13 protein-coding genes, 1 tRNA gene and 1 pseudogene are annotated in these 14,854 nt (G+C 30.4%); all 15 read left to right on the plus strand.

Annotated features, from left to right (window positions below; genetic code table 11):
* Nucleotides 1-3: 3 nt before the first annotated feature.
* On the plus strand, nucleotides 4-1,416 hold the full coding sequence (locus tag OWM07_RS03035; RefSeq protein WP_423302190.1) for an HD domain-containing phosphohydrolase: 1,413 nt from the start codon (nucleotides 4-6) through the stop codon (nucleotides 1,414-1,416).
* Complete coding sequence (mqnE, locus tag OWM07_RS03040; protein ID WP_423302191.1) at nucleotides 1,410-2,417, plus strand: aminofutalosine synthase MqnE; 1,008 nt, start codon at nucleotides 1,410-1,412, stop codon at nucleotides 2,415-2,417. Before OWM07_RS03035 ends, mqnE begins: the two co-directional genes overlap by 7 nt.
* Entirely contained in the window at nucleotides 2,398-3,189 is a 792-nt protein-coding gene (locus tag OWM07_RS03045; RefSeq protein ID WP_423302192.1) for a hypothetical protein, read from the plus strand. The genes mqnE and OWM07_RS03045 overlap by 20 nt, the downstream gene beginning before the upstream one ends.
* The gene (gene amrB / locus OWM07_RS03050; protein ID WP_423302193.1) at nucleotides 3,171-3,959 is read left to right on the plus strand and encodes an AmmeMemoRadiSam system protein B; all 789 of its coding nucleotides are present in this window, start codon (nucleotides 3,171-3,173) and stop codon (nucleotides 3,957-3,959) included. The genes OWM07_RS03045 and amrB overlap by 19 nt, the downstream gene beginning before the upstream one ends.
* 15 nt (nucleotides 3,960-3,974) lie before the next feature.
* A complete protein-coding gene (galU, locus tag OWM07_RS03055) occupies nucleotides 3,975-4,841 on the plus strand; it encodes a UTP--glucose-1-phosphate uridylyltransferase GalU (protein WP_423302194.1) in 867 nt (288 codons plus the stop codon).
* Nucleotides 4,842-4,848: 7 nt separating this feature from the next.
* Nucleotides 4,849-5,250 (plus strand): Hsp20/alpha crystallin family protein, encoded by a 402-nt coding sequence (locus OWM07_RS03060; RefSeq protein ID WP_423302195.1) that lies wholly within the window; start codon nucleotides 4,849-4,851, stop codon nucleotides 5,248-5,250.
* A 9-nt stretch (nucleotides 5,251-5,259) separates the two neighbouring features.
* Nucleotides 5,260-7,593 (plus strand): endopeptidase La, encoded by a 2,334-nt coding sequence (gene lon / locus OWM07_RS03065; RefSeq protein WP_423302196.1) that lies wholly within the window; start codon nucleotides 5,260-5,262, stop codon nucleotides 7,591-7,593.
* Nucleotides 7,594-7,623: 30 nt separating this feature from the next.
* A complete protein-coding gene (locus tag OWM07_RS03070) occupies nucleotides 7,624-8,034 on the plus strand; it encodes a DUF2062 domain-containing protein (RefSeq protein WP_423302279.1) in 411 nt (136 codons plus the stop codon).
* Entirely contained in the window at nucleotides 8,035-8,919 is an 885-nt protein-coding gene (locus OWM07_RS03075; protein WP_423302197.1) for a P-loop NTPase, read from the plus strand.
* Between the two features lie 8 nt (nucleotides 8,920-8,927).
* A complete protein-coding gene (locus OWM07_RS03080; protein ID WP_423302198.1) occupies nucleotides 8,928-10,547 on the plus strand; it encodes a chemotaxis protein CheW in 1,620 nt (539 codons plus the stop codon).
* A gap of 29 nt (nucleotides 10,548-10,576) precedes the next feature.
* Nucleotides 10,577-10,648: transfer RNA gene (locus OWM07_RS03085), tRNA-Val, on the plus strand.
* Between the two features lie 17 nt (nucleotides 10,649-10,665).
* On the plus strand, nucleotides 10,666-11,028 hold the full coding sequence (locus tag OWM07_RS03090; RefSeq protein WP_423302199.1) for a cupin domain-containing protein: 363 nt from the start codon (nucleotides 10,666-10,668) through the stop codon (nucleotides 11,026-11,028).
* A 130-nt stretch (nucleotides 11,029-11,158) separates the two neighbouring features.
* Nucleotides 11,159-11,266: a twin-arginine translocation signal domain-containing protein gene (locus tag OWM07_RS03095; protein WP_423302200.1), complete on the plus strand. Its 108-nt coding sequence runs from the start codon at nucleotides 11,159-11,161 to the stop codon at nucleotides 11,264-11,266.
* 46 nt (nucleotides 11,267-11,312) lie between these two features.
* A pseudogene (locus OWM07_RS03100) lies at nucleotides 11,313-12,713 on the plus strand (tetrathionate reductase family octaheme c-type cytochrome).
* Nucleotides 12,714-13,062: 349 nt separating this feature from the next.
* Nucleotides 13,063-14,385, plus strand: coding sequence for an NAD(P)/FAD-dependent oxidoreductase (locus OWM07_RS03105; protein WP_423302201.1), 1,323 nt, complete (start codon nucleotides 13,063-13,065; stop codon nucleotides 14,383-14,385).
* The last annotated feature ends 469 nt before the right edge of the window (nucleotides 14,386-14,854 follow it).

Here is a 14,854-nt window from a genome sequence, read left to right on the forward strand (position 1 = left end):
TATATGTCTCAAGATAAGATTAGAATTTTAATAGTTGATGATGAGGATTATGTTAGAGATAGTTTAAAAATTATACTTTTAACGGAAAACTATGATGTTGTGGATGTAGATAATGGATATAAGGCTTTAGAAATGTTGGAAAATATGTATTTTGATTTTGTTATTACAGATATAAAAATGCCTGAAATGGATGGAATTACTTTATTAAAGAAAATAAAATATAAATTTCCTGATATCCCAGTTATTGTTATGACAGGTTTCCCTAGCATAGATAATGCTATTGCAGCTTTAAAAGAAGGAGCTTTTGATTATGTTACTAAACCATTTAAGGTAGAAGATTTAGTTAATAAGTTACAAAAGGCTTATGAAACAAAAAACCTAAAACAACAAGTTGTGGAGCTTAATCATCTTGTTAAAATATATGATTTAGGTTTATATTTTAATAAAACTTTAAACCACGAAGATATTATGACTGCTATGGAAAAATCTTTATTTCTCGATGAAAATGTAGAAGGTTATTTTATTCATATATTTACAAAAGCGTTAAAGGTTTTTAAAAAATTAGATAAAAAATTAATAGAAAATATTGATTCTACTTATAATTTTAAAACTGCTTCCGAACTTTTTTATCAAAAAGAGTTTATTACCAACAAAATATCAATTGATGATAAAGATTATAATGTTTTAGTTATTCCAATGTTTTTTGAAAATTTTATATGGGGGATTTTTGTTATAGTAAAAAAGGGTACAACCATTTTTTCAGATGTGGATAAAAGATTATATTCCATATTTGTAAATCAATTTTCTATAGCTTTAAGAAATTCGTATACTTACGAAGACTTGGCTAAAGGTTATTATGAAACGATTAACTCTTTAGCTATAGCTGTTGATGCAAAGGATCATTATACCAGAGGGCATTCAGAAAATGTTAAAAATTATTCTTTAATGATTGTTGAGGAGATGTGTTTATCTGAAAAGTTCAAAGAGGTTATGACTTATGCAGGGTTATTGCATGATATTGGTAAAATAGGTGTACCTACACATATTATTGTTAAACCAGATAAATTGACTGACGAAGAATTTAATGAGATGAAAAAACATCCTGTTTATGGTAAAGATATTCTTGAGCCTATAGAATTTTTAGGGGATGTTCCTGATTATGTATTGTATCATCATGAAAAGATGGATGGCAGCGGTTACCCTTATGGCATAACTGATAAAGAAATTCCATTGGGTGCAAAAATCTTACAGGTAGCAGATTCTTTTGATGCTATGACAACAGATAGAAGTTATAGAAAAAGAAGAACATTAACATGGGCAATAGAAGAATTAGATAGGTGTAGCGGCACTCAGTTTGATCCAGAAATTGTGAAAGCTTTTAAATCAGCGTTAAAGAAAAAGGGGTATAAATGGTAGATTTACACTTGGATGATCTAATAGAGTTAGGTAAAAAAGCAAACAAGATAAAAGAAGAAAAATGGGGTAAAAAAGTTTTTTTTATTAAAAATATACACCTTAATTACACAAATATTTGTGTTAGTAAGTGTAAATTTTGTGCTTTTGCGAAAGATGAAGGGGATGACTCAAGTTATGCGATGAGCATAGATGAGGTTGTTAATTATATTGCTGAAAAAGGGAGTGAGGCAAATGAAATTCATATAGTTGGCGGGCTTCATCCTCATAAAAAGTTTGAATTTTATGTAGATATGGTTAAGAGTATAAAATATCACTTTCCTAATAAGGCTATTAAAGCTTTTAGTGCTGTGGAAATAGATTATTTTACTAAAATATCTGGGTTATCAGTTAGTGAAGTGTTAAAAAGGTTGAAAAAAGCTGGTTTAGATATGATGCCTGGAGGTGGGGCTGAAATTTTTGAACCAAAGGTAAGAAAAGTTATCTGTCCAGAAAAAATAAGTGGGGATAGATGGTTAGAGATTATGGAAGTTGCACATAAAGAAGGAGTGATGACAAATGCTACTATGCTTTATGGCCATATTGAGAGCTTAGATGATAAAATAAGACATTTAGAAAAAATAAGAGAATTGCAGGAAAAAACAAAAGGGTTTGTAGCATTTATCCCATTATCTTTTCATCCTGAAAATACTTTTTTAAAAAATTTAAAGCCTTCTACTGGAGTTGAAGATCTTAAGGTTATAGCATTATCAAGAATTATTTTGGAAAATGTGCCACATATTAAAGCGTATTGGGTTATGTTGGGTGAGAAAACAGCACAGGTAGCATTAAAATTTGGGGCTGATGATTTAGATGGTACAATTGTGAAAGAAAGGATAACACATTCTGCTGGTGCAAAAAGTAAAGAAGGGTTAACAATTGATGAGTTAGTTTTTATGATAAAATCAGCTAATCTTATACCTGTTGAGAGAGATTCATTCTACAATGAGCTTAAAATTTACTGAATTTATTATTCACAATCCATCCCCAAATCTTCATAAACTTGGTAAGATATTGATGAGAAAAGGTAATAAAGTATTGTTCACTTCAGATGATTTGTTTTTTCCAAAATTTATTGAAAGAATTTATATTATTGATGAATCAAATGTTAATGTTGTTAGGCCTACTATTGATAGTCAGTATAATGATAAATCAATATTTAAATTGAAAAAAGGATTATTTACTAAAGTGTTTAATTCAAAAGATAATAATCTTCCCTTTATAAAAGCTTTGAAAAAAACAAAAAACTTTAAAGAATATAATCCAATAAATGATACTGAGAAAAGAGATTTAGAAGATATTATTAAAGAAAAAGTTAATACTAATATTATAGCCCCTTTTGTTCATTATAATTTTTCTGAAAAATATAGAATAAAAGGGGATCTTTTTTCAATATACAAAGTAGAAGGTGAGATAACAGATATATTTTTTGATAACGGATTTTATATATTGGATAATCACATTGAATTTTTTAAAAGAGATGATTATCTTATTTTTATTACTTCGAACGATGAATTCAGCATTAAAAATTTATATAAACATGCTAATAAATATGAAATTAAAATAAGTAAGTTAGGAAAGATAGTGAAAAATAATAATCCCTGGGTATTGAAATATAAGATAGACAATAATAATTTAATATTAGTAAATGACTATAGTTTGTTGAACATTTCTGCAAAACTCAGTGAGGAGTGGTTTGAGAAAATGGAGAGGTTTTTATGTTTAGAAAAGCGGTAGTAAAAGGTTATTTTTATCCTGATAATAGAGAAGAACTAGTAAATTTTTTTGAACAAAACAAAGAAAAACAGAAAAGTGATGCAATCTTAGCCATTGTTCCTCATGCAGGATATATTTATTCAGGAAAGACTGCAGTAAAAACTATATCTTCTATTAATTTAAAAAAGAAAGTTTTGATGCTTGGTCCAAATCACACTGGATTTGGAGAAAAGGTTGCACTATTCCCAGATGGTGAGTGGGAAACCCCTTTTGGAATTTTGAAAGTAGATAATGTATTAAATAGTAAATTAAAGCTTGTTGAAGATATAAAAGAGGATATTGTAGCACATGTTAGAGAGCATTCTTTAGAAGTTATCTTGCCTATTTTACATTATTTTAGTGGTGATATAACTTTTTCTGCAATTACAATGATGCCAATGAGATATAATCAGTGCATAGAGCTGGCAGAAAAGATATATCAAAATGTTAGAGATGAAGAGTTTACTATAGTGGTGAGTTCTGATTTCAATCATTATGAAGATGCTGAGACTACAAATAAAAAGGATATGATGGCTATAGAAAATATTTTAGCTTTGGATTCAAAGGGGCTTTATGATGTTGTATTTAGTAAAGATATAAGCATGTGTGGTGTATATCCTGCAATAGTGGGGATAGAATTGGCAAAACTATTTGGTGCTAAAGAAGCTAAATTAATTGAGCATACTCATAGTGGTTATGTAAATGGTGATTATTCTCAGGTGGTAGGGTATGCTGGAATTTTGATTCAATAATTTAAGGGGGTTATAATGAAAAAAGTTAGGAAAGCTATTATACCTGCTGCTGGTTTTGGGACGAGGATGCTTCCTGCAACTAAGGCTATTCCAAAAGAGATGATTACTCTGATAGATAAACCTGTTATTCAATATGCAGTAGAAGAGGCCGTTAGTTCTGGTATAGAAACAATTGTTTTGATTACATCTAAACACAAGAAATCTATTGAAGACCATTTTGATAAGAATTTTGAGCTTGAAGAAATATTAAAAAAGGGTGGCAAGGAGAAAGAGCTAGAAAAAATTTTGGAGCTTGCTAATTGCTGTGAAATTGTTTCAATAAGACAGAAAGAGCAGAGAGGTTTGGGGGATGCTGTTTATTGTGCAAAAAATATTATAGGTGATGAGCCCTTTGCTGTTATATTACCAGATGATGTTATGTTAAGCAAAGAACCTGTCATTGGTCAACTTATTGAATGTTATAATAAAGTTGAAAAGAGTGTAGTAGCTTTACAGGAAGTGCAAATGGAAGATGTCTCAAAGTATGGGATTGTTTCTGTAAAAGAGAAAATAGAAGAAAGATTATTTCTATTAGACGATATGGTGGAAAAGCCTAAAGAGAATCCACCGTCAACTTATGCAATAATTGGAAGATATGTATTAGATTCAAATGTAATGAAAAATATTGGTGAAATTACACCTGGTGCTCTGGGAGAAATCCAGCTTACAGACGCCATTAAGAAAGAAGCAATATCCAGTAAAGTGTTTGGTTATCTTTTTAAGGGTGAGAGGTATGACTGTGGTAATGTGAACGGTTACTTAGATGCTATAATAAATTTTGCTTTAGAGCGTGATGATCTTAGAGATTATCTTGTTCAAATAATTAAAAATAAGTTTTTATGAGGAAACTATGTCAAATATCCCAGAAATTAGAATAATTCATGGTATAATAAACAGAGAGTTATCTGATCTGTTAGAAGTTTTGGAGAAAATTCTAAGCAAAAAAGGTGTATTTGAAAGTAATTACCCTTTGATGGATATTGCAATAACCAATGACAAAATAAAAATTTATGTTGATTTACCTGGTGTAAAGCTTGAAGATTTTAAGGTTTTTTTATATAACAAAAACCTTATTATAGAGGGGTATAAGTCCGATATTAGGATAGGGGAAAAAGTCAATTTTTTGCGTATGGAAAGAGATTTTTTCCCATTTAGAAGAGTTGTTCAATTACCTGAAAATATAAATGAAGATAATATTACAGCTGTTTTAAAAGATGGAGTGTTAGAAATTACTATTGATAAGAAGTTATAAGGAGGAATAATGGAGCATTTAGAGCAGGATATAAAAATTCCAGAACAGTTACCTTTATTACCAGTTAGAGATATAGTTATTTTCCCATACATGGTGTTACCTTTATTTGTAGGTAGAGATTCAAGTATTGCTGCAATTGATGAATCTCTAAATTCTAATAGATTGATCTTTTTAGCAGCACAAAAAGATGCAATGATAGAAGCTCCAACTCCAGATGATATCTATAAAGTTGGTTGTATTGCAATGATTTTGCGAATGCTCAAGCTTCCTGATGGCAGGGTAAAAATTTTAGTTCAGGGTTTAAAAAGGGGCGAGATAGAAGAATATGTTCAAAATGAACCTTTTTATAAAGTTAAGGTTAAATCTATTGATGAAATTCAGGTTGAAAAGGATTTAAATGTCGAAGCTCTAATTAGGTATGTAAAAGAGCAAATTAGTAAAGCAGTAAATCTTGGAAAACCGATGTTGCCTGATTTACTTGCAATAATAGATACTCTGGATGACCCAGGAAAACTTGCTGATATTGTAGTGGCAAATATTGGATTGAAAATCGAAGAAGCACAGGAAGTTTTAGAGATTGTCAATCCTGTGGAGAGACTTAAAAAAGTATCAGATTTTTTGAATAGGGAAATAGCAATTTTAGAGGTTCAGCAAAAAATTTTAAATGAGGCAAAGGGGGAGATTGACAAAAGTCAAAGGGAGTATTTCTTAAAAGAGCAGCTTAAAGCTATAAAGAAAGAACTTGGCGAGGAAGATGACTTTCAAAAAGAGATTGAAGAGTTTGAGAAGAAAATCAAAAAGGCAAAAATGCCTAAAGATGTTAGAGAAGAAGCTAAAAAGCAACTTGATAGATTATCTAAAATGCATCCTGATTCTGCAGAGGCAACAGTAATAAGAACTTATCTAGAATGGTTAGTTGAGCTTCCTTGGAGTAAAAGTAGTAAAGATAATCTTGATTTAACTCATGCTAAAAAAATCCTCGATGAAGATCACTACGGATTAAAAGAGGTAAAAGAGAGGATTTTAGAGTTTTTAGCTGTTAGGAAGTTAAATCCAAATATGAAAAGCCCGATTTTATGTTTTGTAGGTCCGCCAGGTGTAGGTAAAACATCACTTGGAAAATCTATTGCAAGAGCTATGGGAAGAAAATTTTATAGGATTTCACTGGGAGGGATGAGAGATGAGGCAGAAATAAGGGGGCATAGAAGGACATATATAGGCGCTATGCCAGGTAAAATAATTCAAGGTATTAAAGTGTGTGGGACAAACAATCCAGTTTTTATGCTTGATGAAATTGATAAGATAGGGATGGATTTTAGGGGTGATCCAGCTTCTGCTCTTTTAGAGGTACTTGACCCAGAGCAGAATAATAGTTTTGTGGATCATTATTTAGGTGTTCCCTTTGATTTATCAAAAGTGTTGTTTATAACTACGGCCAATTATTTGGATCCTATCCCTCCTGCTTTAAAAGATAGAATGGAAATTATTTATCTACCTGGTTATACAGAAGAGGATAAGATTAAAATTGCAGAAAAATATCTAATCCCAAGACAGGTAACAGAAAATGGGCTAGATATAAAACAGATAAAGTTTACAAAGAAAGCAATTGAGAAGATTATTACAGGTTATACTCGTGAATCAGGGCTTAGAAACCTTGAAAGGTTAATTGGAAAAATATGTAGAAAAGCGGCAAGGCTTTATGCAGAAAATAAGAAAACAAATTTTCTAATAAATGAAAAAGTGGTTGTGAAATATCTTGGTCCAGTAAAATTTCTAGATGAAGATGAGTTGAAAAATAATGAGATTGGTATTGTTACTGGGCTTGCTTGGACACCTTTTGGGGGTGAGATACTTTTTGTAGAGTGTACAAAATACAAAGGGAAAGGTAACCTTATTTTAACAGGTCAGCTTGGGGATGTGATGAAAGAATCTGCTAGGGCAGCTTTATCCCATATAAGATCAATTGCTTCAAATTATGGCATTGATGAAAATCTATTTGATCAACATGATATACATGTGCATGTTCCAGCCGGTGCTATTCCAAAAGATGGCCCATCAGCTGGGATTACAATTGCTACTGCAATATATTCGGTTTTTAAAAATGTTCCTGTAAGAAAAGATGTGGCTATGACGGGAGAAATTACAATTACAGGGAAAGTCTTACCAATTGGTGGTCTCAAAGAGAAGCTATTAGCAGCAAAAAGACATAATATAAAAAAGGTACTACTACCTAAAAAGAATGAAAAAGATTTAGTGGAAATAGATAAAGATATAAGAAAGTCATTTGAACTGGTTTTTGTTGAAAAGTTTGAGGATGTTATAAAACATGCAATAATAGAGTAAGAGGGGTATATAAATAAGTTACAACTTAAGATAAAAAAACTTTTTGAAATTAATAGAAGTGCAAATGTAGTTGCATTTTCTTTTGCATTAGGTATTTTTATTGGTTTTTCACCGTATATAGGTTTTCATACTGTTTTGGCAATAGCTGTTGCTTATGTTTTTAATTTTCCTATTTATCCGTTAATTTTAGGTGCTTATATTACTAATCCTTTAACTTTAATATTTATTTATGCATTTTGCTATAAAGTCGGTCTCTGGATAACCGATTTAGAAGTTACTATTTCGATAAATTGGAGTAATTTGACATGGCAAGCACTTTTTACTAATATTAAGGAGATATTAATACCATTTTTTGTGGGGACACATGTTGTGGGTATTATTTCATCCATTATTGTATATATTGTATCATATTTGTTATTGAAAAAGTTTAGAGGCTGGTAGGTGACTAAAATAATTGCTGTTGCAAGTGGTAAAGGAGGGGTTGGTAAAAGTTTTTTTTCTGCTAATCTCGCTATAAGTTTAAATAACAAGGGGTTTAATACATTATTGGTCGATGGTGATCTTGGTGGTGCTAATTTGCATAATTTTGTTGGGCTAAAGGTTGCTAATGTTGGTATATATGAATTTTTGAAAAACAAATTAGATATAAAAGAAATAATTATAAAAACTCCAGCAAAAGTTGATTTTATAGGTGGTGCTAGTGATATTTTAGGAATGGCACATATTACAAATTATGAAAAATTAAAAATAATTAATACATTAAAAAGATTAAATTATAATTATGTAGTAATGGATTTAGGTGCTGGTACAAGTTATAATATGTTAGATTTTTTCAATTTTGCTGACAAAAAAGTGATTATATTGAACAGTGAACCAACATCAATTGAAAATTCGTATGGTTTTTTAAAAATATCTCTCTATCGTGTAATTGAAAAACTTATTAAAAATAATCCTTTATTGGAAAAAGTAGCTGTTAGATTAAAGAGTAGAAGCAAGAATTATAAAAGGGTAGAAGATATTTTAGAAGATATTAAGGGTTATGATAGTAATTATGTTGATAAAGTAAAAGAGCTTATAAGTTCCTATAGGGTTGGACTTGTTTTAAATATGTTAAAGTTTAAAAAAGAATTAAATGTATTTTTCGGTTTTGAAACTGTAGCAAGAAAATATTTAAATATTCAAATAGAGAAATTAGGTTTTATCCCTTTTGATACAGAAATACAAGAATCGTTAAAAAGACTTGAACCTTTTTATTATTATTCCGATAATAGATTTATAAAGGAAAGATTTGATGAAATATCAGATAAAGTAATTTCAAATATGTGAGGTGCAATATGCAAGGTAATAATATGGTTGAAAAAAATGATTTTGATATAGATTTGGTTGAGGAAGAAGTTATACAGTTAGTAGGTTTTAAATTGGGCGATGAAGAATATGCAATAGATATTTTAAAAGTTCAAGAAATTATTCGAATGGTAGAAATTACTTCTGTTCCTAGGGTTGACCCTTTTGTTTTGGGTGTAATGAACTTGAGGGGTAAAGTTATACCAGTTGTGGATTTAAGATTAAGGTTTAATTTGGATAAAAGTGATTTTGATAAAAATACTAGGATTATAGTTGTAAATTTTGAAAAGGAAAGTATTGGGTTTGTAGTTGATGAAGTTACGGAAGTAATGAGAATAACTAAAAGTATAGTAGAACCTACACCACCATTGGTTGGTACAATAGGTCAAGAGTATATTTTAGGAATATGTAAATATAACGAAAGATTAATTATTTTGTTAGATATAGATAGAGTTATTTTTGGTGATAGTAAGGAAGAGAGTGAATTAAAAAAGAAATTTTCTAAAACTGATAGTGCAGATAGTGCTGTTGTGGACGAAAATGAAGTTTCAACCACTGCAAGCTCAACTATATCTAATTCTAATAAAAGTGAAGAAAAACAGGAAGATATTGTAAAAGAGATTGAGACAAATAATGAGTTAACTAATGAAGTTAATGAAGACAATTACGACATCGATGCTTTAATTGCTGCTGAGTTAGAAAAGAGAGAAAAAGAGACAGAGGAGCTTATAAAAAAGAAGAAAAAAGGTGTAGATACTCCTGTAGAAGAAGTCCTTAATGATGCTCTAGAACAAAGTGAAAAAATTTATAATGAAAGCGCTGATCAGGTTACACAAGAGGATTTAGATGCTTTGATTGCTGCGGAATTGGAAAAAAGAGAAAAAGAAACAGAAGAGCTAATTAAAAAGAAAAAAAGTAAAAAAAAAATAGTTGAAAATGATACAAATGAAAATTCAGTTGAAGTAGATATAACTTTAGAACAAAAAGAGGAAGAATTAAGTGATACGCTATTAGTTATTAAAAGAGATTCTCTAGAAGAGATTAAAAGTATTGCAGATAAGATTATAAATGGTGAAGTAACTGATTTAGATTTTGATATTAAAGGGGAGATAGGTGAGCTTTTAAAACTTTTATTAGAAACAAAAGGTAAAATTGATGAGTTAGAGCCAACAATTGATGATTCATCTAAAAAAATTCCTACTGTTAAAGAGTCATTAGATGATGTTACAGAAAAAGCGGAAAATGCGGCTTTAAACCTTATGAACAATACTGAAAAAATGATAGAAATATATAAAGATATGGAAAATTTAGTCAGCAATCTTGAAAATGTAATTAATATGAATGATGAAAATAGTGCAATGGAAATTTTAGGTCAGGTTGAAGAGAGAATATCAAATCTTGATAGCATGGGTTTTGAGATGCTTAATTCATTGGAATTTCAAGATATTACTGAGCAAAAAATTAGAAAAATTATTAATTATGTTGAAGAGATTGGCGCAAAGTTCGGTGCCATATTAGGTTATATGAAAGTAAAACAAATCAAAGGTGAAAAAATTGAAGTAAGTCAGGAAGATGTAGATAAACTGCTGAGTGATTTTGGCTTGAATTAAAAATTAATTTTTAATATAATTGTTTATATAGGCGCGTAGCTCAGTGGGAGAGCACTGCGTTGACGTCGCAGGAGTCGGCGGTTCAATCCCGCCCGCGCCTATTTAGTGGGGGAAGATTATGAAGGTTGTTAGATTTGATTCAGCAAAAAGATATCAACCTGAGAAAGGTTGGGAGAGACTTTCATTTTGTGAAGAGGAAGATATTTCAATCGAATATTTTGTAAAACCTCCAAAGCACTCTTCACCTAAGCATAGTCATCCAAATTCTCAGATTTTAATTGTCTTAGAAGGGCAGCTTTCTATTTGGACTGAAAAAGATGGAGATGTATTGCTAAACAAGTTGGATACTGCTTATATTGAAGGTAATGAAGTTCATATTGTTACTAATCCATTGGATAAAGTCTCAATTGGTTTAGATATATTCGTTCCTGGACGAAGTTTTGATTTTTGGCTCAAACGCAAAGAGATGTTGAATAAATAACAAAAAGTTAAATAAGTGGAATTGATTTAAACATTTTTTTAAAAAAGTTGTATATTGTATACATTTTTTATTGACAATATTAGGATATAGATATATTCAATAAATTAAATCCTATGCAGGGAGGTAAAAAATGTCTTTATTGAAATCAAAAATCACGAGAAGAAAATTCCTTGGAGCAACGAGTGGCGCAGTAGCTGCTACTTTGGTTGCTACTAATTTAATATTTAATTTGGAGTAACATGTAACATAAAAATAAGTACTATAATATCTTGTAGGAGGTCAATATGAAAAAGCTTAGTGTATTATTTACCTTTTTATCGTTTTTCATTTTTTTAGGAATGGCTGTAGCATCTGTAGACCATTCTGAGTTTATTGATGGCGAATTCAAAACTGGCAAAGATGTAACTAAGAAATGTTTAGAGTGTCACGAGGAACAAGCAAAAGAAATACTATCTACTTCACATTGGAAATGGAAAGGGGAGCCAAAACTTTTAGTAGATGCTCCTAACGAAGAGCTTGGGAAAGCTAATTTGATTAATAACTTTTGTATTGCAGTGTTAGCTGATAATTATAAAGGTTGTACAAAATGTCACATAGGCTATGGTTGGAAAGATGCTAGCTTTGATTTCAATAATCCAGAAAATATTGACTGTTTAGTATGTCACACAAAAGAAAAAAGTTATTTTAAAGCCAAAAAAACAGGAAAAGCTGGCGAGCTTAACCCTGCTGCAATCAGTGCGGGGATTGTGGATCTAAAGAAAGCAGCGCAAAATGTTGGAAAACCAGATAGAGATAACTGTGGGACTTGTCATTTTTATGGAGGTGGTGGAGATGCAGTTAAACATGGTGATTTAGACTCAACAATGGCTAACCCTTCACCTGAATTAGATGTGCATATGGGTAAACTCAACTTTACTTGCCAAGAATGTCATAAAACTGAAAATCATAAAATTGCTGGTGCTTCTACAATGTTGGCTACTTATGAAGGGCGTGTAAGCTGTTCAGACTGCCATGATAATCCACATGCAGAAAATAAAATACTTAATCAACACACAAAGTCAGTTGCTTGTCAAACATGCCACATACCTGCCTTTGCTAGAGAAATGGCAACAAAAATGTACTGGGATTGGTCTAAGGCTGGTAAAGATTTTGATGAAATAGAAGAACAGTATGGACATGAAACCTATAAAAAAATAAAGGGAGAATTTTTCTGGGATAAAAATGTAATACCTACTTATGCTTGGTATAATGGTAAAGTTAAGCGCTATTTAATAGGTCAAACTATTGATCCAGCGAATATTGTTAAAATAACTAGTCCTGTTGGAAGTATCAATGACCCTAACTCTAAAATTTATCCTTTCAAAGTACACAGAGGTTGGCAGCCTTATGATACAAAATATAAATATCTTTTAACACCTAAAACTGTTGGTGGTTTCTGATCTCACTTTGATTGGATAAAAGGTTTAAAAGATGGTGCTAAAGCTGCTGGTATAAAATTTAGTGGTAATTTTGATTTTGTAAGAACTCAAGAGTGGATAGCTATATCACATATGGTTGCTCCTAAAAAGGATGCTTTGAAGTGCAATGATTGTCATGGCACTAATGAAAGGATTAATTGGGAGGAACTTGGATACGAAGGTGATCCAATTGCTGTTGGTAGTAAAAGAATGGAATATATTAAGTAATACTTCATTATGGGTAGTATGCTCATTATGGGTGTACTACCCTTTTTTATAAACTTTATAATTTAAATATTATGATAAAAAATTAACAAGTATAAATTTTCCAATTTGGATTAAGCTTATTGTTTGATTTAACTTTTTTATGTTATAACCTTTTTTATATTACCTTTTTATTAGAAATATTCCTTAGTTAATAAATTTTCAAAAGTACAAAGTATATTTATTAGAATCAGTCATTAAGTAATTTAGCTTGTTGTACTATAAATAAAACTAAACATATTTAAAAATTTATATATATTAATATGTAAAGAATTGTAAAATGATTAAAGTTCTTAGGATGAAGGAGGATTTGATGAAAAAGGTTGTTATAATAGGGGGTGGGCCAGCTGGTAGAGTCACAGTTCATACATTACATGCTGCAAAAGAAGAGTTTGATATTACTCTCATTAAAGATGAAGAGATAAATGTAAACAGATGTGCAGTTCCTTATGGGATTATTGATAAAAAACCAGTAGATAAATTTTGTATCCCAAATTCACTTGTTACAGATTTTGGTGCAAAGCTGGTAATTGATAAAGCAACGAAAATTAATACAAAAGAGAATTTTGTTTTAACAGAAAATGGTGATAGATACGATTATGATTATTTACTTCTGGCCACTGGTTCAAAACCTATTATTCCACTAATAGAAGGGGTTAACCTTGGAAATATTACAACTGTAAGATCAAAGCAAGACATGGAGAGATTAAGAGAGTTTGCTAAAAGATATAAAAAGTGTGTTATAGTTGGTGGTGGATATATTGGTGTAGAGGTTGCAGTTGTTTTAAAAAAATTAGGATTAGATGTAACAATTGTTGAGATGTTAGAACATATTTTGCTTGCCACTTTAGATGATGATTTTGCAATTGAGGTTGAAAATCATCTGAAAGAAAAAGGGATAAATGTTGTAACAGGTGATAAAGTAATTGCTTTTGAAGGTGATGAATCTGTTAAAAAAGTTGTTTTAGAAAGTGGTGAGAAGATAGATACTGATTTTGTAGTAATTTCTGTGGGAGTTGTTCCAAATGTGGAATTAGCTGAGAAATCAAAGATTAAGGTTTCAAAACTTGGGATAAAAACAGATGAATATTTAAGAACCAATATAGAAAATATCTTTGCTGCTGGTGATTGTGCTGAGAAAAAATCCTTTATCACAAAAAGAACTATCCGTGGGGAATTTGGTACGAATGCTGTTTTTATGGGGAGAGTTGTTGGAGCTAATATTGCTGGTAAAAATGTAAAATTCCCAGGAGTGATAAATGCTAATGTTTCTACAGTATTTGAATACAGTTTTGGATCAGCTGGTTTAATAGAAAAGGCTGTGAAAAATGAAGGGATTGATGTTGTAGTGGGGGAATCTGAGGTAATGGATATGTATCCCATGATGGATGGTGTTAGTAAGATTAAAACTAAGCTTGTATTTGAAAGAAGCACAGGAAAACTAATTGGTGGAACTGTTTTAAGAAAAGGGCATTGTGTTGCTGCAAATATTGATTTTATCTCTTTTGCTATACAAAAAAGTGCAACAATAGATGAGATTTTGCTCCATCAATATTCTACTCATCCTGAGCTTGCTGCAAAACCTTCTGATAATATTTATGTTTTTGCTGCAAGAGATGCTTTGAAAAAAATATAAATTAATGGCGGGAGTGGGAAGGGTTCAAATATAAAAATTACCATTATTAACAGTTATATAAAATTATTTAAATATTTGTATAATTATTGATAGTAATAAAAATTCAAATTCTTATAATCATTAAATATCCAAAAATATCTGCTTTTGTCAAAATATAGTAAGAATTTAACAGAAAATATAATAAATATTTTTTAGCTATATTTAACAAATTTATTTAATATAGCTTTAAAAAAAGATAGGGTGGGTGTTTGTCTATTGAGCTTGACAACTTGCACAAATAAGCTTTCTATATCAAATAGATCTTCAGGCTTTTAGGTTTTTAGTTAAAAAAAACTGGTAATACCTTCTTTGTCTTAGAATGATTTTAAATGATAGCACGTTGTGATGTTTTCAAGATCATCTAAATAACTCTCCTGAAGTCACTCTATACTTCAATAGGCAAATAAATGGTTACGAAATATTATATTAT

The sequence above is a fragment of the Deferribacter thermophilus genome (assembly GCF_049472675.1).
Classification (GTDB): Bacteria; Chrysiogenota; Deferribacteres; order Deferribacterales; family Deferribacteraceae; genus Deferribacter; species Deferribacter thermophilus.

Coding starts and splice junctions, on each gene's coding strand:
- OWM07_RS03035 (WP_423302190.1), top strand. CDS start 4: ATGTCTCAAGATAAGATTAGAATTTTAATAGTTGATGATGAGGATTAT.
- mqnE (WP_423302191.1), top strand. CDS start 1,410: ATGGTAGATTTACACTTGGATGATCTAATAGAGTTAGGTAAAAAAGCA.
- OWM07_RS03045 (WP_423302192.1), top strand. CDS start 2,398: ATGAGCTTAAAATTTACTGAATTTATTATTCACAATCCATCCCCAAAT.
- amrB (WP_423302193.1), top strand. CDS start 3,171: ATGTTTAGAAAAGCGGTAGTAAAAGGTTATTTTTATCCTGATAATAGA.
- galU (WP_423302194.1), top strand. CDS start 3,975: ATGAAAAAAGTTAGGAAAGCTATTATACCTGCTGCTGGTTTTGGGACG.
- OWM07_RS03060 (WP_423302195.1), top strand. CDS start 4,849: ATGTCAAATATCCCAGAAATTAGAATAATTCATGGTATAATAAACAGA.
- lon (WP_423302196.1), top strand. CDS start 5,260: ATGGAGCATTTAGAGCAGGATATAAAAATTCCAGAACAGTTACCTTTA.
- OWM07_RS03080 (WP_423302198.1), top strand. CDS start 8,928: ATGCAAGGTAATAATATGGTTGAAAAAAATGATTTTGATATAGATTTG.
- OWM07_RS03090 (WP_423302199.1), top strand. CDS start 10,666: ATGAAGGTTGTTAGATTTGATTCAGCAAAAAGATATCAACCTGAGAAA.
- OWM07_RS03095 (WP_423302200.1), top strand. CDS start 11,159: ATGTCTTTATTGAAATCAAAAATCACGAGAAGAAAATTCCTTGGAGCA.
- OWM07_RS03105 (WP_423302201.1), top strand. CDS start 13,063: ATGAAAAAGGTTGTTATAATAGGGGGTGGGCCAGCTGGTAGAGTCACA.